Source organism: Xanthomonas vasicola (genome assembly GCF_000772705.2).
GTDB lineage: Bacteria > Pseudomonadota > Gammaproteobacteria > Xanthomonadales > Xanthomonadaceae > Xanthomonas > Xanthomonas vasicola.
The window spans coordinates 155276-176729 of sequence record NZ_JSBW02000096.1; the positions used below are offsets into that span (position 1 = coordinate 155276).

16 protein-coding genes are annotated in these 21454 nt (G+C 64.5%); 11 read left to right on the forward strand and 5 right to left on the reverse strand.

Annotation, left to right across the window (positions count from 1 at the left end; genetic code table 11):
- Positions 1 to 86: 86 nt before the first annotated feature.
- From NX05_RS20990 to NX05_RS21035, 11 genes are all read left to right on the forward strand, one after another.
- Positions 87 to 2168: a phosphocholine-specific phospholipase C gene (locus NX05_RS20990; RefSeq protein WP_039436120.1), complete on the forward strand. Its 2082-nt coding sequence runs from the start codon at positions 87 to 89 to the stop codon at positions 2166 to 2168.
- Positions 2169 to 2403: 235 nt separating this feature from the next.
- Positions 2404 to 4479 carry a S46 family peptidase gene (locus NX05_RS20995; RefSeq protein WP_172645751.1) on the forward strand — a complete coding sequence of 692 codons (2076 nt, stop codon included), beginning with the start codon at positions 2404 to 2406 and terminating at the stop codon, positions 4477 to 4479.
- 91 nt (positions 4480 to 4570) lie between these two features.
- On the forward strand, positions 4571 to 5215 hold the full coding sequence (locus NX05_RS21000; protein ID WP_039436116.1) for a histidine phosphatase family protein: 645 nt from the start codon (positions 4571 to 4573) through the stop codon (positions 5213 to 5215).
- 43 nt (positions 5216 to 5258) lie between these two features.
- Positions 5259 to 5801, forward strand: a complete 543-nt coding sequence (locus tag NX05_RS23380) for a hypothetical protein (protein ID WP_230597884.1) — start codon at positions 5259 to 5261, stop codon at positions 5799 to 5801.
- A 151-nt stretch (positions 5802 to 5952) separates the two neighbouring features.
- Positions 5953 to 7251 carry a bifunctional tetrahydrofolate synthase/dihydrofolate synthase gene (gene folC / locus NX05_RS21005; protein ID WP_039436113.1) on the forward strand — a complete coding sequence of 433 codons (1299 nt, stop codon included), beginning with the start codon at positions 5953 to 5955 and terminating at the stop codon, positions 7249 to 7251.
- Between the two features lie 67 nt (positions 7252 to 7318).
- Positions 7319 to 8383, forward strand: a complete 1065-nt coding sequence (locus NX05_RS21010; protein WP_039436111.1) for an SPOR domain-containing protein — start codon at positions 7319 to 7321, stop codon at positions 8381 to 8383.
- 197 nt (positions 8384 to 8580) lie between these two features.
- Positions 8581 to 9327: a CvpA family protein gene (locus tag NX05_RS21015; protein WP_039436109.1), complete on the forward strand. Its 747-nt coding sequence runs from the start codon at positions 8581 to 8583 to the stop codon at positions 9325 to 9327.
- A 30-nt stretch (positions 9328 to 9357) separates the two neighbouring features.
- On the forward strand, positions 9358 to 10824 hold the full coding sequence (purF, locus tag NX05_RS21020; RefSeq protein ID WP_010368572.1) for an amidophosphoribosyltransferase: 1467 nt from the start codon (positions 9358 to 9360) through the stop codon (positions 10822 to 10824).
- A 138-nt stretch (positions 10825 to 10962) separates the two neighbouring features.
- Complete coding sequence (locus NX05_RS21025) at positions 10963 to 11787, forward strand: ferritin-like domain-containing protein (RefSeq protein WP_039436107.1); 825 nt, start codon at positions 10963 to 10965, stop codon at positions 11785 to 11787.
- A 556-nt stretch (positions 11788 to 12343) separates the two neighbouring features.
- Complete coding sequence (locus tag NX05_RS21030; protein ID WP_010368565.1) at positions 12344 to 13597, forward strand: zinc-dependent metalloprotease; 1254 nt, start codon at positions 12344 to 12346, stop codon at positions 13595 to 13597.
- Positions 13598 to 13732: 135 nt separating this feature from the next.
- Positions 13733 to 14152 carry a hypothetical protein gene (locus NX05_RS21035; RefSeq protein ID WP_010368563.1) on the forward strand — a complete coding sequence of 140 codons (420 nt, stop codon included), beginning with the start codon at positions 13733 to 13735 and terminating at the stop codon, positions 14150 to 14152.
- Positions 14153 to 14328: 176 nt separating this feature from the next.
- Here the strand turns inward: NX05_RS21035 and lpxH are convergent, their stop codons facing one another.
- The 5 genes from lpxH to ppk1 all read right to left on the reverse strand — a co-directional run bounded on the left by lpxH (position 14329) and on the right by ppk1 (position 21393).
- Entirely contained in the window at positions 14329 to 15072 is a 744-nt protein-coding gene (gene lpxH, locus NX05_RS21040) for a UDP-2,3-diacylglucosamine diphosphatase (RefSeq protein ID WP_039436102.1), read from the reverse strand.
- A gap of 638 nt (positions 15073 to 15710) precedes the next feature.
- Positions 15711 to 16253, reverse strand: coding sequence for a phosphatase PAP2 family protein (locus NX05_RS21045; RefSeq protein WP_010368558.1), 543 nt, complete (start codon positions 16251 to 16253; stop codon positions 15711 to 15713).
- Complete coding sequence (locus tag NX05_RS21050; RefSeq protein ID WP_039436099.1) at positions 16234 to 17370, reverse strand: glycosyltransferase family 4 protein; 1137 nt, start codon at positions 17368 to 17370, stop codon at positions 16234 to 16236. Before NX05_RS21050 ends, NX05_RS21045 begins: the two co-directional genes overlap by 20 nt.
- 223 nt (positions 17371 to 17593) lie before the next feature.
- On the reverse strand, positions 17594 to 19114 hold the full coding sequence (gene ppx / locus NX05_RS21055; protein WP_080764653.1) for an exopolyphosphatase: 1521 nt from the start codon (positions 19112 to 19114) through the stop codon (positions 17594 to 17596).
- Positions 19115 to 19290: 176 nt separating this feature from the next.
- Positions 19291 to 21393, reverse strand: coding sequence for a polyphosphate kinase 1 (ppk1, locus tag NX05_RS21060; RefSeq protein WP_039436091.1), 2103 nt, complete (start codon positions 21391 to 21393; stop codon positions 19291 to 19293).
- Positions 21394 to 21454 lie beyond the last annotated feature (61 nt).

Here is a 21454-nt window from a genome sequence, read left to right on the forward strand (position 1 = left end):
AAACTGTCGCGCTCGCCCGCTATACGTGTCGTGTCCAGCCGCGCTGCGCGGTGAAAAAAGCGTCACTTTTTGCAGGTTCTGCCGCCATGACCTCTTCCTCTTCGCGTCGCGATTTTCTCAAGCGCGTCGCTGCGCTCACTGCTGCCGGCGCCTTGCCGTCTTCGATCGGTCGTGCGCTCGCGCTGCCGGCCAACGCGCGGACCGGCACGTTGCGCGATCTCGAACATGTGGTGATCCTGATGCAGGAAAACCGCTCGTTCGATCATTATTTCGGCGCGCTACGTGGCGTGCGTGGCTTTGGCGATCCGCGCGCGCTGCAACTGCGCGATGGCCATCCGGTATGGAGTCAACCCACGTCCGATGGACGACGCTTGCTGCCGTTCGCGTTCGATTCGCAACATACCTGCGCGCCGTTGATCAAGAGCCTGGATCATTCCTGGAAGGCCGGTCACGGGCAGGACCCGGCACGCTGGGCCGAATACGATGCGTGGGTGCCGTACAAGGGGGAATTGACGATGGGATACTTCCAGCGTCACGACATCCCGTACTACCACGCGCTGGCCGACGCGTTCACCATCTGCGACGGCTATTACTGCTCGCTGCACGGGCCGACCAATCCCAACCGCATGTATCTGTTCACCGGTACCAGCGGCCCAAGCGTGGGCAACGTCGGCGCGCAGGCGGTGACCAATGCTGACGATGGCAACTGGACCGCCGACATGGCGCGCGACAAGCTCGGCTACGCAGCACTGCAGTGGACCACGTACGCGCAGCGTTTGCAGGCTGCCGGCGTGGACTGGCGCGTGTATCAGGAATACGACAACTTCGGCTGCAACTCGCTGGCGTACTTCTCGCACTACCGCGATCTACGCACCGACGACGAACGGTACCGGCGTGCACGTGCATGCGTGCCCGGGTCCACCGCGGACAATGCCGCCACCACCCAGGCCGAGCATCTGGTCGCCGCGATCGCTGCCGATGTGCAGGCCAATCGCCTGCCGCAGGTGTCGTGGGTCATCCCGCCCACCGCGTACTGCGAACATCCCGAAGCGCCGCCTGCCTATGGCGAGTCGCTGGTGGCGCGTCTGATCGATGCGCTCACCGCCAATCCCGAGGTGTGGGCCAAGACGGCGCTGATCATCAATTACGACGAGAACGACGGCTTCTTCGATCACGTGCCCGCGCCGTTGCCGGCAGTGGACGCACGCATGGGGCGCAGCAATGTCGACACGCGTGGCGAGGTCTACGACGGCGTGCCGATCGGCCTGGGCATTCGCGTGCCGATGCTGGTGATCTCGCCGTGGACGCGTGGTGGCTGGGTCGACTCGCAGGTGTTCGATCACACCTCGGTGCTGCGTCTGCTTGAACGCCGCTTCGGCGTGGCCGAGCCGAACATCAGCCCATGGCGGCGTGCGGTCAGCGGCGATCTCACCAGCGTGTTCGACTTCCGCAAACCGGACGATTCGGCGTTGAGTGCGTTGCCGTCGGTCGACGACTATCGCGCACGCACGGCAGCTGTGCGCGATAAACCGCTGCCTGTTCCACCGACCGCCGCAACGATGCCGAAACAGGAGCCAGGACAACGACCGGCGCGTGCATTGCCCTACGCATTGCAAGTGCACGCACGCGTGCACGACGCAACAGGCGTGCAGCTGCAGTTCGTCAATGGCGGCGCGGCTGCAGCGGCGTTTAACGTTTACAGCAGCGCTGCCAGCGGCGGCCCGTGGTACTACACGGTGCTACCCGGCACGCAGCTGGATGATGTGCCGGTCGGGGCAACTTATAACGGTGCGTACGCCTTGCGCGTGCATGGACCAAATGGTTTCCTGCGCGAATTCGCTGGCGAGGTTTCACCGACCTCCACGCCATCGGCAGCACCGTGGGTGGACGCGCGGCAGGATGGCGACGCGTTGGTGCTGGAAATCGGCAATGCGGGGCAGCGCGCATGCACCCTGCAGCTGCGTGCGCTGGACTATGCAGATCCAACCTCGCGCACGTTGCAACTGGCTGCAGGTCAGCGCGCGACCATTCGCCTGGCGCTCGCGGCCAGCGATCACTGGTACGACCTTGTGGTCGAGCAACCGGGTAGCGCTTTCCGTCGCCGGCTGGCCGGGCATCTGGAAACCGGCAGGCCCAGCCGTAGCGACCCCGCGTTCGGCCGCGTCTAAGCCGACGCTCGCCCGGTACGCTGCAGGCCGGTCAGCTGGCGCGTACTGCGCGGCCCGAATACCTGCAGGTCGACAGGGGCGCGCAAACCCTGCCATCAGTCATGAAGTGCGCCGCAGATACGAGAGTTAGACTGTAACGAAAATGACTCTGGGGCTGTCGATGCGTCCGAACCTGTTCGCTGTTTCCATGCTGGCCACGCTGGCAGTGGCTTCATCTGCGCAAGCCGGCGAGGGGATGTGGGTTCCACAACAACTGCCGGAGATTGCCGGACCACTGCAACAAGCCGGCTTGCGTCTTTCGCCGCAGCAACTGGCCGACCTGACCGGCGATCCGATGGGCGCGGTGGTGTCGTTGGGCGGCTGCACCGCCAGCTTCGTGTCGCCGCAAGGGCTGGTCGTGACCAATCACCATTGCGCGTACGGCGCGATCCAGCTCAACTCCACTGCGCAGAAGAATCTGATCCGCGACGGCTTCAGCGCCGCCAGCGCCGGGGCGGAACTGAGTGCCGGGCCAAACGCGCGCATCTACGTGCTGGACCGCATCACCGACGTCACCGAGCAGGCGAACGTGGCGATCGCCGGCGCCGGTAGCGATGCGCTCAAGCGCACCCAGGCGCTGGAAACGTTCGACAAGGCCCAGGTTGCGGCCTGCGAATCCGAGGCCGGCTACCGCTGCGAGCTGTACAGTTTTTCCGGCGGCAACACCTATCGGCTGTTCCGCACCCTGGAGATCCGCGACGTGCGCCTGGCCTACGCGCCGCCGTCGGGGATCGGCAAATTCGGCGGCGACGTCGACAATTGGATGTGGCCGCGCCACACGGGCGATTTCTCCTTCTACCGCGCCTATGTCGGCAAGGACGGCAAGCCCGCTGCCTATGCCAAGGACAATGTGCCGTATCGGCCCAAGCACTTCCTGAAATTTGCCGACCAGCCGCTGGGCGCTGGCGATTTCGTGATGGTGGCCGGCTACCCGGGGCGCACCAATCGCTACGCACTGGCCGCCGAATTCGACAACACCGCCAACTGGGCGTATCCCACTGCCGGACGTCAGTACCGCGACCTGATCGCGCTGGTCGAGCAGGCCGGCAAGCAGGACCCGGACATCCAGGTGAAGTACGCCGCGACCATGGCCAGCTGGAACAACGCAGCCAAGAACTACGAAGGCCAACTGCAGGGTTTCAAGCGCATCGACGCCGCCACGCAGAAACAGACCGAGGAGCGCGCGGTGCTGGCCTGGCTCAAGCGCCAGGGCCGCGACGGCCGCGCAGCGCTGCAGGCACATACGCAACTGCTGGCGCTGGATGAGCAGGCCAAGGCCACCCGCGACCGCGACTTGATCCTGCGCCAGATGCGCCGCACCGGCGTGCTTGGCAGCGCGCTGTCGCTGTACCGCCTGGCAATCGAGCGCGCCAAGCCTGATGCCGAGCGCGAACCAGACTACCAAGAGCGCGACCTGCCGGAGATCGAGGGCGCGCAGAAGCAGATGGAGCGTCGTTACGTCGCCGCGATGGACGGGCAGTTGCAACGCTACTGGTTCGATCAGTACCTGAAGCTGCCCGCTGCGCAGCGCTTGCCGGCGCTGGACCAGTGGCTGGCCGGCGCCGACGCGCAGGCCGCTTCCGCGCGACTGGCCGGCACCAAACTGGGCAGCACTGACGAGCGTTTGAAGTGGCTGCATGCCGACCGTGCTGCGTTCGAGGCTAGCGAGGATCCGGCGCTGCGTTATGCGGTGGCGCTGATGCCGTCGCTGCTGCAGATCGAACGCGAAGAAAAGCGTCGCAAAGGCGAAGAATTGCTGGCGCGCCCGCGCTATTTGCAGGCGCTGGCGGACTACAAGAAGAGCCAGGGCGCGTTCGTCTATCCGGACGCCAATTCCTCGCTGCGCATCACCTTCGGTAACGTCAAGGGCTACACCCCCAAGGATGGCGTGGCCTACACACCGTTCACCACCTTGGAGGGAGTGGCCGCCAAGGACACCGGCGCCGATCCGTTCGATTCGCCCAAGGCCCTGCTGGAGGCGGTCAAGGCCAAGCGCTATGCCGGCCTGGAAGACAAGCGCCTGGGCACGGTGCCGGTCAACTTCCTGTCGGATCTGGACATCACCGGCGGCAACTCCGGTTCGCCGGTGATGGACGCGAAAGGCAAGCTGGTCGGGCTGGCGTTCGACGGCAATTGGGAGTCGGTGAGCAGCAGCTGGGTCTTCGACCCGGCAATGACCCGCATGATCGCCGTAGATAGTCGCTATCTGCGCTGGATCATGACCGAAGTCGCCCCGGCGCCACACCTCTTGAAAGAACTCGGCGTGCGCTGACGCGGGCGGCCGGTGGGCGGTGGCAGGGGTTATGATGCGGTCCGGTTTCGCTGCGGCGAGCCGGTCCCTCCCCCCTAGGAACCCCCAGCGCATGCGCATCCTGCTTGCTCGTCACGGCGAGACGCCGTGGAACGCCGAAGGCCGTTACCAGGGCCAGATCGATATTCCGCTGTCGCCGGTGGGCGAAGGCCAGGCGCGCGCGCTGGGCGAACGGCTGCACACGCTGCAGATCGACCGCGCGGTGGCGTCGCCGTTGTCGCGCGCGCAGGCCACTGCCAAGGCCGCCTTGGGCGCTTCGCGCGAGGCACTGCTGCAGACCGATGCCGACCTGCAGGAAATTGCGCACGGCGAATGGGAGGGCCTGCTGGCCAGCGAGATCAACGACAAGGATCCCGCACGTCTGCGCGCCTGGCGCCAAGAGCCCGACACCGTACTGATGCCAGGCGGCGAATCGTTGCGTCAGGTGCTGGACCGCAGCTGGCGTGGCCTGGTGCGCGTCGCCGAGGGACTGGGCGCCGACGACACCTTGCTGGTGGTCGCGCACGATGCGGTCAATCGCGTGATCCTGTGCAAGATCCTGGGCCTGCCGCTGTCCAAGCTGTGGAGCTTCCGCCAGGCCCCGACCACGCTGAACCTGCTCGAAGGCGATGACGTGGAGCATCTGGAAGTGGTGCGCCTCAACGACTGCGCCCACCACACACCGTTCTTTGGTGAGGCAAAGCATCGGGCGTTGTAAGGCGAGGCAGAGCAGGGGCGCTGGATCACGCAATTGACGCGCCATGCCGTCGCAGTTTCTAAGTGGCCCAAAGTCGTCGGATACACGCTTTGGCAAGTGTGGTTGGCTTGTTGGTACTAGGGGCGTTCTCCGATTTTATTCCCGCGCCTTTTCTGTCCGGGCAACGCTGGCTCTTGCCGATGTGGCTGCTGGGCGCCGGACTGACGGCGCTTGTTATCGCGCCGATGGATGGAAGGCGGTCTTCGGCAAGCACCCGGTCAATACCGTTCTGGCGCTCTGTCTCGCGCCACCGTTACTGGGATTTTTGTGCCGGCTGGCGTTGGCCAGAGGCGGGCCATGGGTTTACACGCGCACTGCAGGCACCGATTTTGAAGAAGTGCATGTCATGCAGACCGCATACGTGCGCACTGCGCGGACCTGTAAATACCGCTTGAGTGGCGGGCCGCTGGAGCATCGGTTTCCAAACCATCTATGCATCGACGAACACCTGTATCGACGTCATCCGGAGCAGCAGGTGCCGATGCGGTTGCGTGGTCAACTGTCGGTACTGGGCATGCGGATTGCGGCGAGTGCTGAAGACCCTTGAAGCGCGTTTGACTGCGTTCCATGCCTGCGCCCTGCACAAGCGCTGCTTCGGCCTCACAAAGCAAGAAATCGCAATGGATCGAGCACCGCTGTGGCATGCGTTTCGCAAGCGTAAATGGCGATAATGTGCCCCTCTCTGCGCGGCGCTCCCCATGAACGCAACGAACTCTCTCTCCGACTGGCTCGCCTACATCGAGCAGCAGCATCCCAGCGCCATTGCGATGGGCTTGGAGCGTGTTCGCGAGATCGCCGCGCGGTTGCAGATCACCGCGCCAGCAACGCACGTCATCGTCGTGGGTGGGACCAATGGCAAGGGCTCCACGGTGGCCTTCATTGAGGCGATCGGGCGTGCCGCCGGTTGGAAGGTCGGTGCCTACACCTCGCCGCATCTGCTGCGCTACAACGAGCGCGTGCGCATCGATGGCGAGGAGGCTAGCGACGCGCAACTGGTGGACGCGTTTGCTGCAGTCGAGGCGGCACGCGGCGACACCGCGCTGACCTATTTCGAGTTCGGCACGCTGGCGGCGCTATGGCTGTTTCAGCAGTCCGCGTTGGAGTTGGCGGTGCTGGAAATCGGCCTCGGCGGGCGCCTGGATGCGGTCAACATCGTCGATTCGGATGTGGCGGTGATCACCACGGTGGATATCGACCATACCGATTGGCTGGGCGAAGACCGCGAGGCCATCGGCACCGAGAAGGCCGGCATCATCCGCGCCTGGAAGCCGGTGGTGCTGGGTGAGATCGACCCGCCGTCCAGCGTGTTACGGCGCGCCTACCAGTTGGGTGCCAATGCGATCCGTGCCGGCAGCGATTATTTCTTCGAGCCGATCGACGCAGGGCAGGTTGAGACCCCGCAATCCGGTGCGCCGCAATGGCGTTGGCGCGATGTGGCAGTGACGCTGGAATTACCGATGCCTGCATTGCACGCGCCGGTACAGCTAGCCAACGCGGCCGCGGCGATCGCCGCATTGCAGACCTTGCCGGTGGAGGTGCCCGATGCAGCCTGGGCGCAGGGCATCGGCAACGCGCAAGTGGCCGGGCGTTTGCAGCGGCTCGAGGTCGATGGCGTGCAAGTGCTGTTGGATGTCGGCCACAACCCACAGGCCGCGCGCGCGCTGGCCGCCGCGCTCGGTGCGCAGGCGCATGCCGGCAGCACCTACGCGATCTACGCTGCATTGGTCGACAAGGACGTGCTGGGCGTGGTGGAGGCAGTTGCTGGGCAGATCGACCAGTGGGCACTGGCGGGGCTGGAAGGTGCGCGCGGCCAATCGGCGCAGGCATTGCAGGCCCGTCTGCAGGGCAGTGTCGCCGCGCAGGCGCCGTGTCATCGGGATGTTGCCAGTGCGGTGCGTGCGGTCCTGGACGCGGCCAGCCCCGGCGACCGCGTACTGGTGTTCGGCTCGTTTCACACCGTGGCCGACGCATTTAGCGCACTTCATTCAGCCCGCTGAGGTCGTCGGGGTGGCGCCGGCCTTATAATCGCCGCGGCACCCCGCCACGCCGCCTCTCGTCTCTTCCGTGGATACTGCTCTGAAACAGCGACTGATTGGCGCCATCGTTCTGGTGGCGCTTGCCGTGATCTTCCTGCCGATGCTGGTCAAGGGCCCTGCGCCGTCGAGCGGTGTGGCCGATGTGCCGCTCGAGGCACCTGCAGCACCCGCCAATGGCGAGTTCGAAACCCGCGAATTGCCGCTGGTCACCCCGGGCAATGCGCCGGCCGGTGGCGCGCTGGGCATGGCCGGTGCGCCAGCGCCGGTGCAGAACAATCCCGATGCGGCCGATCTGGCCGCTCCGTCCAGCACGCCCTCCGCACCGGAAGTGGCCGCTGGCAATTACGCGGTCAATTTCGGTGCCTACGCCACCAGCGCCGATGCCGATGCGGTGATTGCGCGGCTCAAGCAGGCGCAGTTGCCCGGCTTCAGCGAAAAGACCCAGATCAACGGCCGCCCGGCCTGGCGCGTGCGCGTTGGACCGTATGCCGACCAGGCCCAGGCCGAATCGGCCCGCCTGCAGGCAGTGAAGGTGCGCAGCGACGTCAACGCGCAGGTAGTGACATTGGATGCCAACGCCGCCGCGCCGGCGCCGGTCGCCAGCACGCCAGTGCCCGCAACCACCGCGAAGCCTGGCAGCAGCGTAGCCGCCGCCAGCACCACCGCACCCACCAAGACCGAAAGCCTGCCGCCGGAGCCCGCCAAGCCGGTGGCCGCCGCGCCCAAGCCGGCCGCCGTGCCCAAGCCCGTGCCGGCCAAGCCCGAAGTCACCAAGCCTGCCACCGCCACGCCTGCAGCCGCCACGCCTGAGCCTGCCAAGCCGGTGGTCACCGCGCCGGCAGCGCCTGCGGCCAGTGCGGTCGGTTTCGCGGTGCAGCTGGGTGCGTTCGCGCGCGCCGAAGATGCCGATGCCTTACGCGACCGCGTGCGCGCTGCCGGCTTCAGCGCCTTCGTCGAACAGGTGCGGACCGACAAGGGCGCGCTCAGCCGCGTGCGTGTTGGCCCGGTCGCCAATCGTGGTGATGCCGAACAGTTGCGTGCCCAGGTGGCAGCCAAGGTCGGTATTTCCGGCATGGTGCGGCCACATCCGTAACGTCTGTACCGGCCGCAAGCAAACGCGGCCGCTCGTACACTGCAACTGCTGTCGTACCGTTATGTGGTCGCTAACTGCCTGCACTGCGCAACCCGCAGCCACGGGATTTCCGAACGCCTCGCACCCATGGAGGGGAGGGCAATGAGTACCGAGCCAGATTGCACCAACGGCGCACGCGTCGCGCGGAGAGCTTGCCGATGATCGACATGGTGCTGGGCGTCATCATTCTGGTGTCGGCGTTGTTGGGCTTGTTGCGTGGTTTTGTCGCCATCGTGGTCGGCACCTTGTCCTGGTTGCTTGCCGGCTGGGCCACCTTCATGTTCGGCGGCGCGGCCGCGCACTGGCTAGCCAATGGCAAGCATCCCTCTGCCACCGAATCTTTCGGCGGTTACGCCATGGTGTTCGTCGGGGTGCTGATCTGCGTAGCGGTGATTGGCATGGTGATCCGCGCGGGTGTGGACGCGATCAAGCTCGGCGGCATCGATCGCATGCTCGGCTTCGGCCTGGGCGTGGTGCGCGGGGCGTTTCTGGCCAGCGTGCTGGTGCTGCTGATGGGCTTCACCCCACTGCCGCGCGAGCCGGCGTGGCGCCAGTCGGTGCTGCTGCCCATGCTGCAGCCGGGCGCAGGCTGGATGCGGGCGCAACTGCCGGCCTGGCGAATGCCGTCGATGGACATGCCATCGATGGAACTTGGCAACTTGCCAACGGAGTTGGGGAAGTTGCCTTCGGCAGGCGATAATACGGACCTGGGCAAGGCACTTGGCGGTTCCGGGCTGAGCGACACCATCACGCGTGCGCTTGGCAAACCCGGCAAGACGGCTGGCGACGGGCGCGATCCGACGCGGGCGATGCCGGCCAACATCGATCCGGCGCAGGTTCGCGGCGGAGAAAGCGACCCGGCTCGGGTCGAGTCCCAAGGCCAGGCACGGCCACCTTCACAGTAACGGCGCAAGCCGAAGCGGAGAACGCGCACCATGTGTGGCATCGTCGGTATTGTCGGCAACCAAAACGTCGCCGGGCAGCTTTATGACGGCCTGACCGTCCTGCAGCATCGTGGGCAGGACGCCGCAGGCATCGCCACTGCAGATGGCACGCGCCTGCGGGTGCAGAAGGCCAATGGCCTGGTCCGCGACGTCTTCGACGAAAAGAAGATGGCGGTGCTGGAAGGCCGCGTCGGCATCGCGCATTGCCGCTACCCAACCGCAGGGTCGGAAGGCATGGACGAGGCGCAGCCGTTCTACGTCAATTCGCCTTACGGCATCGCGCTGGCGCACAACGGCAACCTGATCAACACCGAGGCCTTGCGCCAGCAGGTGTTTGAAGCCGACCGCCGCAACATCAATACCGATTCGGACAGCGAAGTGCTGTTGAACGTGTTCGCCTACGAGCTGGACGCGCAGCGCATGCTTACCCCCGAAGCGGCGATCCGCGCGGTGGCTGGCGTGCACCGCCGCTGCAAGGGCGGCTATGCGGTGGTCAGCGTGGTGCTGGGCCTGGGCCTGGTGGCCTTCCGCGACCCGCATGGCATCCGCCCGCTGGTGCTGGGCAAGCGCGATCACGCCGAAGGCACTGAATACATTGTGGCCTCCGAATCGTCAGCACTGGACATCCTGGGCTATCAGCGCGTGCGCGACGTGCGCCCGGGCGAAGCGTTGGTGATCACTGCGCGCGGCGAGCTGTTTTCGGAAGTGTGCGCTTCGCCGACCAACAACGTGCCGTGCATTTTCGAGTACGTGTATTTCGCGCGTCCCGATTCGATGATCGACAACATCTCGGTGCACAAGGCGCGCATGCGCATGGGCCTGAAGCTGGGTGAAAAGATCCTGCGCCTGCGCCCGGATCACGACATCGACACCATCATTCCGATCCCGGACACCTCGCGCGACGTGGCGCTGGAAATGTCCAACGTGCTGGGCGTGAAGTACCGCGAGGGCTTCGTCAAGAACCGCTACGTGGGCCGTACCTTCATCATGCCGGGGCAGGGCGAACGGCAGAAATCGGTGCGTCGCAAGCTCAATCCGATCCACCTGGAATTCCGCAACCGTGTGGTGTTGCTGGTCGACGATTCGATCGTGCGCGGCACCACCAGCCGGCAGATCGTGCAGATGGCGCGCGACGCCGGCGCACGCAAGGTGTATCTGGCCTCGGCCGCGCCGCCGGTGCGTTATCCCAACATCTACGGCATCGACATGCCGGCCGCCGAAGAGCTCATCGCGCATGGCCGCAGCGAGCTGGAAATCCAGGAGTTTCTGGGGTGCGACTGGCTGATCTACCAGGATCTGGAAGACCTGGAAGTGGCGGTGCGCGAAGGTAACCCGGACATCAAGCAGTTCGATTCTTCGTGCTTCAACGGCGAGTACATCACCGGCATCGAACCGGGGTATTTCGAACGCATCCAGCAGCTGCGCTCGGACGATGCCAAGAAGCGTCGCCGCGCCTGAGTTACCGCGGCGACACGGCCGATTGGCCGCGTTTGCCGGGCTGGCGCTGTCGGCAGGCTGTGCAGGACGAAATGCCTGGGAGCGCATGCGTGCGCACTGGGTTTCTGCAGCGAGCCCTCACCTGTTGTGGTCGGCAGCATGAGCATCGGCTCGTTTGAAAATACCGAGTTGTTCGACGCTGCGCGCTTGTGCCTTGCTCAGGCCGACCCGCTGCAGAAAGTTGCGTTGACCCAACACTACGCAGCGGCCTTTCGCGCAGGCGATCTTGCGATCGATCCGGCAGCGCCTGCGCCGGAGCCGATCCGCATGCCGGGCCGTCCGCCCACGCTGCTGCTGGTACATCCGCGCGATTTGCCGCGTCGTGGATTAGGCACGCCAGAAGGGCGCGCTGCGTTTATCCACGCGATTGCGCATATCGAACTCAACGCGATTGATCTAGCCTGGGATGCGGTGTATCGCTTCCGTGGTTTGCCGCAGGCGTTCTATGCCGATTGGGTGGCGGTGGCCGATGACGAATCGCGCCATTTCATGCTATTGCGCGCGCGCTTGCAGGCGCACGACCACGATTACGGCGACTTCGCCGCGCATAACGGGCTGTGGGAAATGTGCGAGAAGACCGCGCACGACGGGCTGGCACGCATGGCCCTGGTACCGCGCGTGCTCGAAGCACGTGGGCTGGATGTGACGCCAGCGATGATCGTCAAACTACGTTCACTCGGCGATGTGGCGACTGCCGAGGTACTCGAGATCATCCTGCGCGAAGAAGTGGCACACGTGGCCGCCGGCTCGCGCTGGTACCGCTGGTATTGCGAGCAGGCCGGCGTCGAGCCGCGTGCACGTTTCAAGGCCCTGCTACGCGAATACGCCGGTGGCTATCTGCATGGGCCGTTCAATCTGCAGGCGCGCATGCTTGCCGGTTTCGACGAAGACGAGTTGGCCGATCTGGTGGAGCAGGCTGGCTGAGCGTTGCTAAGGTCTGTGCGTCGTGGATAGCCAGTCGTGGCTGGTGGCCTGAATCTGCATGACGCATACGTGCGCTGCCTCCGTGCCCACGCACGTCCAGCGATGCTTTCTTGCACGTTTACAGCCAACTGGGCGTACACCAATGCACGCATCGTTACGCATTGATGACGAGGCAACACATGTCATCTGCAGTGATATGACATGGCGCCGCGGTGTCTGCAGATGAAGATTGACGCAATCAATCGCGTGGCCGAGGCAAGCATGTGTATGCAGATCGATCTTCTTTGCGACGCGATCGCGCACCTGTTACGTCTGACTGCGGCAAGCGCTTGTTCGATAAGCCACTAAAGTGGAGCGCACTCTTCCGCAGACTGTGCGCTGGTTCCTGCGTAATAGCTGCTGGAATCGCATCCAGGTATCGGCAAACATCACATAAATGTAATTTACCTTTGTAACAACTTGCATTCTGTTCAATGCAACGCGCCCTAATGGCGTCCCGGGGGCAGGGGCCCGGTGTTTCACATCCGTAACTTTCATGTCTTAGGAGAGAAAGACCATGAAGTCGAAGTCGATGTGCGCCACGGTGGGTCTGATCGCCATGTGCCTGGCCGGTTCCGCCGCCGCTGCTGGTAAACCGCTGTATCAAACCGGCCCTGCGCTGAGCCGCAGCGCCACCGCCACCGTAGCAGCCGAACCGTCGCTGCAACGCCTGTTGAGCGCCCCCTCCACTGCCAACGCGCAGGTGGTCCAGCTTGATGCCGGCGCGGTGACCGCCTCGGAAAAATTGCTGGAACTGCAGCTGGATGGCCAGACCATCACCGCCACTCAGGCCAAGGTCGATGCGCTGGAGGGCGGCGACAGCGTGTGGTACGGCAACCTGGGCCCGCGTGCCGGCAGCCGCGCACGCACGCTCTCGGGCGTCGATCCGCTGAACTCGGCCATCCTGGTGCGCAGCGGCGAGACCGTCACCGGCACCATTCGCTACGCCGGCAAGCTGTATCGCCTGCGTCCGCTCGCCGATGGTCGCCACGTGCTGGTGCAAGTGGATGAGCAACGCATGCCGCAGGAGCATCCGGCCGAATACAGCCTGCTGCCGAAGTTCGACATGCCCGGCGATGGACGCGTCACTGCCGCAGCTGCCTCATCAGGCAGCCCGGCGACCATTCGCGTGCTGGTGGTGGCCACCAACAAGGCCGTGACCGCTTACGGCGGCAACATGCAATCGCTGGTGCAGCTGGCGGTGGCCGAAGCCAACCAGGGCTACATCAATAGCAATGTCGGCATCACTATGCAGCTGGCGCGCTACGAGACCACCAGCTACACCGAAACCGGCAACTTCACCACCGACCTGCAGCGCTTCCGCGTGACCAACGACGGCTACATGGACAGCATCCATACCAGTCGCAACACCTACACCGCCGATGTGGGTGTGATTGTCCTGGACAACAGCAGCTACTGCGGTCTGGCATCGGGAATCGGCTCTAACGCCGCAAGCGCGTTCGCATCGGTGTACTGGGATTGCGCCACCGGCTACTACAGCTTCGCGCATGAAATCGGGCATCTGCAGAGCGCACGCCACGACGCCACCAACGACCCAAGCACATCGCCGTATGCCTATGGTCACGGCTACCGCTACGGCAACAGTTGGCGCACCATCATGGCCTACGACTGCTCCGGAGGCTGCCCGCGTCTGAACTACTGGTCCAACCCCAACATCAGCTACAACGGTGTGCCCATGGGTAATGCCAGCACCGCCGACAACCAACGCGTGCTGGTTAACACCAAGGCCACGATTGCCGGCTTCCGTTGAGTCTTGTTGATTGATCCAAGCCTGGCCCGGCACCGCACGTGCCGGGCTTTTCTACGCTACACCCGCGCGCGTTGATCGCGCAGACTAGGCGCACCGCCGGTGACAACCGGCCCTGTCCCGTCGAGCGGAGCTTTCATGTCCACGTCCCTGCACTTTGTGTTTGTTTTCCTGGCCGCGCTGACGCTTGCCGGATGCAAGCAGCAACCGGCCGAGCCCGTTGCCACACAGCCCACGCCTGCCGTTACCGCGCCTGCAGCGCCCGCCAGTGACGACGCGCAAACCCGCGCGCTGAATGCGCTTGAAGCCCGCTTGCAGAGCGACCATGTGTACCCGGACAACTGCATCGGCATCATGGCCGAGGAAGGTGATGCGCCTTCGCCGGAGTCGTTCGATTTTGCGGTACGCGAACGCCACGGCGACGGTTGTCCCGGCGACCCGCAGACCAGCCCGGTACGCGACCGTTTCCGCGTGCAGGCCGATGGCACGTTGCTGTGGTACGACGTGGTGAACGGCGATTTCGTCGACTATGCCGAGCGTGCGCGAAGCATGCAGTGATGCGTTGCGGTCGTCGATCGGCGTAGACGCGCGGATCTGCGTGCGTGCTTCAAGAAGAAGCACTTGAGACATCACTTCATAGAGCCGTGAGGCGGTGGCGTGTGCCTCGGATGCGCTTGGATGATCCTGCGCGCGCATTGAATGCAGCATCGCCTTGCCAGTGCAAGCACAGCGCGCTACAGCGCCAACTGTTCCAGCGCCACGCCATCGGCATCCACACGCAAGACCGAGCCTTGTTCGTACCAGTCGCCCAGCACGATGCGCGTGCAGGTATTACCGCCGGCCTGCACGGTGTGGATGGCAGGGCGATGGGTGTGGCCGTGGATCAGCCGGTCCAGCCCGTAACGCACGAAGGTGGCTTCCACTTCGGCCGGCGAGACGTCGGTGACGGTCTCCAAGCGCGCCTGGTCGCCCTGCCTGAGTTCTGCATGCCGCGCCTGACTAGCCGCGCGCGCCTGCTGCGCGAACGCCACGCGTGCGGCCAGCGGCTGGGCCAGGAACTGCGCCTGAAACGCCGGGTCGCGTGTCTGCGCGCGAAACGCCTGGTAGGCCGTGTCGTCGGTGCACAGCAAATCGCCGTGCATCAGCAGCGTGGTGTGCCCGTACAGATCGATCACGGTGGGGTCGGGCAGGATGCGGAAGCCCGCGCGCTGCGCGTAGGTGTCGCCCACCAGGAAGTCGCGGTTGCCGGCCATGAAGAACACTGGCACGCCGGCATTGGCCACCCCATACAGCGCCACTGCCACTGCATCGGCGGCAGTGGACGGCGTGCCGTCGCCGATCCAGGCTTCGAACAGATCACCCAGGATGTAGAGCGCGTCGCTGCCGGGTACCTGCGTGCGCACGAAATCCAGAAACAACTCGGTGATCGCCGGCCGGGCCGGGTCCAGATGCAGGTCGGAAATGAACAGGGTCGTCATTGCGTCATTGTACGGCGGGAGCGCGGGGCGGTCAGGGGCGGGGATGGGAGATTTGTGATTCGGGAGTGGAGATTCGAGATTGGCGGATCATGGCTGATGAGTGATTTGGTATTAGACGTTGGGGCTTGTCGATCTGCTATTGGTGGTACACGTCAGTCATTGGCTTCGAAGCCACTGGCGATCAGTTTGAGTTGCCCAATGCCCGACGTCCGATGTCTCTGATCAGTGGTCACGCAGGCGTGGCGCTCGTGAGCATTACTCGGCACCAGAGCGTTACGCGCGGCGGCTATCATCAAGAGCGAAACGCAGCTCGCCCCTGCGGAAGAGGAATAGGGGTGAGGGTACGGGGCGAAGCCACACGCTGAAGTCGCACAGCTGCGCTATGTGGTTCCATTATCAACCTACGTGCAAGAGCAATTGATCGTGCAAGAACAATCGACGGTAAGTGCATCAAGCCTCGCACGTGCCCGTATCCGCCCCCTGCGTGGCGCCTTCTCCCCCATCAAGTAGGACAATATCCCGAAGGGAGAAGGGTGAGGCGAGGACGCGCTGCTGCCTGCTTGGTTCCGTCCCGGTTGCGCGTCGGTCTATCTTTCCGCCTGCCTGTCAGTAAGCCGCGCCCCGCCAATGGCTAGCGCTTACCCCAACACCACCGGCAGCCCCCACAGCGACAAACTGGCCAGCAGCACACCGATCACGGTGGCGGCCAGCACGTCGCTGGGATAATGCAATCCCAGCACCACGCGCGAGAGTGCCACGCCGGCCGAAAATGGCACCAGCAAGGGGGCGAGCCAGGGGTAGTAGGCCAGTGCCACGATGCTGAAGGAGACCGCGTGCAAGGTGTGGCCGGAGGGGAAGCTGAACTCGTCCAATGGTGCCACCCAGGCGCGAATGCGCACGTCCGCCGCATAGGGGCGCGGGCGGCGGGTCCAGCGCTTGAGCGCCTTGTACAAGGTCAGTGCGAGCACGCCGGTGGCGGCCATGTGCGCCGATGCACGCACGCCATCCATGCCGTCGAGCACCACCAACAAGCCCATCAAGGCGTACCAGAACACGCCGTCACCCAAGCGGCTGATGGTGGAGAACGCGCGCCGTACCGGGTTGCGCCGGCACCAGTGGTTGGCGCGTCGGCACCAGCGCGCTTCGTGGCCGCGCAAGACCTCAAGCCGCGTTGACGACATAACGCCCCCGTGCAGCGCTGATGTCCAGCAACAAGCCTTCGAAGTCGGAGACCACATTGTCCGGATGCAGTTTTTTCATCGATTGCGCCGCCGCGTTGCCGATGCGTTGGCGCAGTGCATCGTCTTCGGTGAGTGCGACAGCGGCCTGGATGAAGGCCTCGTCGGTGTCCACCGCCGCGCCGGTCTGACCATTGTGCAGATATTCGCGTGCGGCGCCGTAATCGAAAGCGACCGTCGCCACGCCGCTGGCCATCGCTTCCAGCGTCACATTGCCGAAGGTTTCGCTGCGGCTGGGGAACAGGAATAGATCACCGCTGGCGAAGTGACGCGCCAGTGCATCGCCACGCTGGACGCCACAGAAAATGAAGTCGGGATTTTCGTGCGCAATCTTCTCGCGTGCCGGGCCATCGCCTACCCACACGAAGCGTGCTTTCGGGCGGATCTGTTGCAGCTTGCGAAAGGCGCGCACGGCCAGCCGCAGATTCTTTTCGTTGGCAATGCGCCCGACGTAGATGGCGGCAAAACCGTCGCCTTCGATGCCCCAGTCCGCGCGCAATGCAAGATCGCGACGACCTGGATCGAATTGCTGGCTGTCCACTGCGCGCGCCAGCAATTGCACGCGCTCGAAGCCGCCTTCGCGCAGAAATTGTTGTAATTCGCGCGTGGGCACCAAGGTGGCATCGGCCTGGTTGTGGAAGCGCCGCATCCAGCGCAGCGCGGTGCCCTGCAGCCAGGCGGCGCCGTAGTCGGGCAGGTATTCGTCAAAGCGGGTGTGGAAGCCGGTAGCGACCGGGATGCCGAGCCGGCGTGCTGCACGCATTGCCGACCAGCCCAGCGGGCCTTCCGTGGCCACGTAGATCGCATCCGGTTGCGTGCTGCGCCAATGACGTACGAGACGGTGCGTGGCCGGCAGGCCGAATTTCAATCCCGGGTAGCGCGGCAGTGATGCCCCGCGCACCAGTAGCGCATCGGTCGTTGCGGTGTCGGTGCTCTGGCGTGGCCGCACCACATCCACGTGATGTCCGCGCGCGCGCAGGCCGGTTTCCAGGCCGTGCACGGTCAACGCAACACCGTTGACCTCGGGGGGATAGGTTTCGGTAACCATCGCGTAGCGCATGCCCGTTCTCCCGTTTTCGCTAGCTTCCGGGAGTGCGATGGCATTGATGTTGCGCTAGTAAGACGTGGCGGTGACAGCTGTGACGGGAATGGAGAATCGGGAATCGGGAATCGGGAATCGCAAAGGCAGCGTGCTGCACCGGTTCGGCGCCATCGACACCAGTCAGAAACTTCTAAGAGCCCCGTGGTGGTCTATTCCCGATTCCCGTCTGATGCCTCTGGCCTCAGGTCACAAACGGTTTGAACACAATTCCCAGGCCGGCCATGCTTTCGACTTCGCCGATCAGGTCGGCGCGTAGCAGTGGACGCGAGTCGATCCAGCTTTGCGACAGGATCAGCGATAGCCGGGTGTCGTCGGCGGTGAGTTCCAGGGTCGGAATCGGGTCCGACTCATGCGCGCGGTGCAGCAACACTGCCAGCCGCAGCAGTGCGGCATTGCGCCGGGTTGGCAGCAGCAGGCGGTCGGGCAGCGCATCGAACGCGGTCTTGGGTACATTGCGCCGGTGCGTGCGGACAAGCGCGGCCAGTACTTGCTGTTCCTGCCGGGAAAAACCGGCGATATCCGAGTGTTCGAGAATATAGCTGCCGTGCACGTGGTACTGGCTGTGCGCAATGATCAGTCCCAGCTCGTGCAGGCGCGCAGCGCGGCGCAGCACCTGCGCATCGTCGCCATCCAGTTGCCAGGATTCGCAGACCTGGTCGAACAGCCGGCAGGCGGTGGCTTCCACGCGTGCCGCCTGGACTTCGTCGATCCCGTAGCGCTGCACCAACGATGCTACCGAACTGTCGCGCGGATCATTTTCGCCACCGCGGCCAAGCATGTCGTACAGGATGCCTTCGCGCATCGCCGCCTTGCTGACCATCAGTTTCTCCAGACCCAGCGCCTGAAATGCCGCTTCCAGCACCAAGATGCCGCCAGCGATGATCGGCCGCCGTTCGGCCGCCAGGCCGGGCAGCTGGATGTCTTCGATGCGCTTGGCCTTGAGCAGCTCATCGCGCAGCGCCGGCAGTGCCTGCGCCGTGATCGCGCCCTTGGTCAGCTTCATCGCCGCACACATCTCGCCAATGGCTTTGTGGGTGCCGGACGAACCGATCGCCTCGTGCCAGCCCAGTGCCTTGTACTGGCCGGCGAATTGCTGGAACTCGGCGCCGATCTCGGTCAGCGCATCTTTCCATTTCTTCTTCGACAATTTGCCGCCGGGGAAAAACCGCCGCGTGCTGGCGATGCAACCGGCCTGCAGACTTTCGCGTTCCAGCGTCTGAAACCCGCGGCCGATGATGAACTCGGTCGAGCCGCCGCCGATGTCGATCACCAGCCGGCGTTGATCCGACTTGGGCGGTTGCGCATGCGCAACACCGAGATAGATCAGGCGCGCTTCCTCCCGCCCGCTGACCACTTCGATCGCATGGCCCAGCGCGGTTTCGGCGGGCATCAAAAACGCTTGCGGCGAACGCAGCTGACGCACTGTGTTGGTGGCCAAGGCGCGCACGCGCAGCGAGGGCACGTCGCGAATGCGCTGGCCGAAGCGCGCCAGGCATTCGAGCGCGCGCTGACGTGCTTCGTTGGAGAGCCCACCTTTGCCATCCAGGCCATCGGCCATGCGCACGGTTTCACGCAGGCGATCGACGACGCGCAGCTGACCCATCAGGTAGCGCGCAATGACCATGTGGAAACTGTTGGAGCCTAGGTCGATGGCGGCGAGAAAATCGCCATCGCGCAGGGGCGGAATCGTGGAGGAGGGCATTGGCATGGCCGCATGGTAGCCGATGGGCCGTTGGCCCGTGAAAGGTCATGCGTGGACCCATCAGGGTCAGGGCGCAGTCGGTGCTCGGAATCGCTGGATGCCACCTGCAGGTCACCGTTGCGGGCATGCCGCTCGCCTTCGCGGACGGCTTCCCACCTTGCGTGCTGCGGCGTTGCTCAGATCCGATCGAGCAAGGTCATCTGCGCCGAATGGGGTGGCTCGCCCGGGGCAGGCGTGCGCTTGTGGTACACGCCTTCGGCGTCCAGCTCCCAGGCGCTGACGTTGTCGTCCAGATAGTTCTGCAGTACCTCGCGGTAGACGCGCTTGGCCAGGTCCGGTTCCAGGATCGGGAAACAGGTTTCCACCCGCCGCAGCAGGTTGCGTTCCAGCCAGTCGGCGCTGGCGCAATACAACTCGGCGGCGCCATCGTTGCCGAACCAGTACACGCGGCTATGTTCCAGAAATCGCCCCACGATCGAGCGCACGCGGATGTTGTCCGACACGCCCGGCACGCCGGGACGCAGCGTGCAGGCGCCACGCACGATCAGATCGATCTGCACCCCAGCCTGCGAGGCGGTATACAGCGCACGCACCACTTGCGGCTCGTTGAGGGCGTTCATCTTGGCGATGATGCGGCCCGGGCGACCCTTGCGGGCCAGTCGCGTTTCACGATCGATCCGCTTCAGCACGCCGGCATGCAGCGTAAACGGAGACTGCAGCAACTGTTCCAGCTTCATGCGCGGGGCAAGCCCGGACAACTGCTGAAACAGCATGTGCACGTCGTTGCCGATCTCCACCTCGGCGGTGATCAGGCTGATGTCGGTATACAGGCGCGCGGTGCCGCTGTGGTAATTGCCGGTGCCCAGGTGCACGTAGCGTTTGAGCTTGCGGCCCTCGCGCCGCACGATCAGCAGCATCTTGGCGTGGGTCTTGAAACCGACCACGCCATAGACCACCTGCACGCCGGCTTCCTGCAGCTTGTCGGCCAGGCCCAGGTTGGCTTCTTCGTCGAAGCGCGCACGCAACTCCACCACCACGGTGACGTCCTTGCCGTTGCGCGCGGCCAGAATCAGTGCATCGACAATCAACGAATCCTTGCCGGTGCGGTACAGCGTCTGCTTGATCGCCAGCACGTTCGGGTCGACCGCAGCTTGACGGATCACGTCCAGCACCGCAGTGAACGCATCGAAGGGGTGGTGCAGCAACACGTCGCCCTTTTTGACGATCTCGAAGATGCCCTCGCTGTCGCGCAAGGTGCGCGGATTGAACGAGGGGTACTTGAGTTCGGGACGTTGCACCAGGTCATAGACCTGCGTGACGCGGCTCAGGTTGACCGGCCCGACAATGCGGTACACCGCGTTTTCGTTCAGGCCGAAATTCTGCAGCAAGGTGCGCAGTATCGGCGCCGGGCAATCGTGCGCGATCTCCAGCCGCACCGCCGGCCGGTAGCCGCGCGTGACCAACTCGTCACGCAAGGCCAGCGCCAGGTTTTCGACTTCTTCCTCGTCCACCACCAACTCGGAATTGCGGGTGACGCGGAACTGATACGAGCCCATGACTTGCATGCCCGGGAACAGTTCGTCGACGAATTCGGACAACACCGAGGACAAAAACACGAAACTCTGCGCGCCCTCCGGCGACAGGCTTGCCGGCAGCTGGATGATGCGTGGTAGCGAACGCGGTGCGCGCACGATAGCCAGATGCCCGGCGCGGCCGAACGCGTCCTGGCCTTCCAGCACCACCACGATGTTCAAGGTCTTGTTGAGGATCTTCGGGAACGGGTGCGCCGGATCCAGGCCCAACGGCGACAACACCGGCATGATCTCGTTGCGGAAGTACGCACGCAGCCAGCGTTTCTGGCGCGAGGTCCAGGCCAAGCGGCTGAGCACGGCAACGCCGGCATCTTCCATCGCCGGGCGTAGCACTTCATTCCATGCGTGGTATTGCTGCTCGACCAACTTGGCAGCGCGATCGTGCACGGCATTGAGGATGGCGGTCGGGCTCAGACCGTCGGGTGCCGGCGGCAGCCCGAACTCCTGCGCATGCCGCACGGTGGCTGCGCGGATTTCGAAGAATTCGTCCAGATTGGTGCACGAGATGCACAGGAAGCGCAGCCGCTCCAGCAATGGCACCTGCTCATCGAGCGCCTGCGCCAGCACCCGGAAGTTGAAGTCCAGCTGCGAGAGCTCGCGGTTGATGTACAACGCCGGATCACGCAACGGATCGCTGGCGATATCGTCACCGGGTGTGATGTCGTGCAGTTCTTTGGCGTGGCCCATGGAATCAATCATCAAGACGGGTTATGTGCGTGGTTACCGCGCAACTGCAGCGCAGGCGATG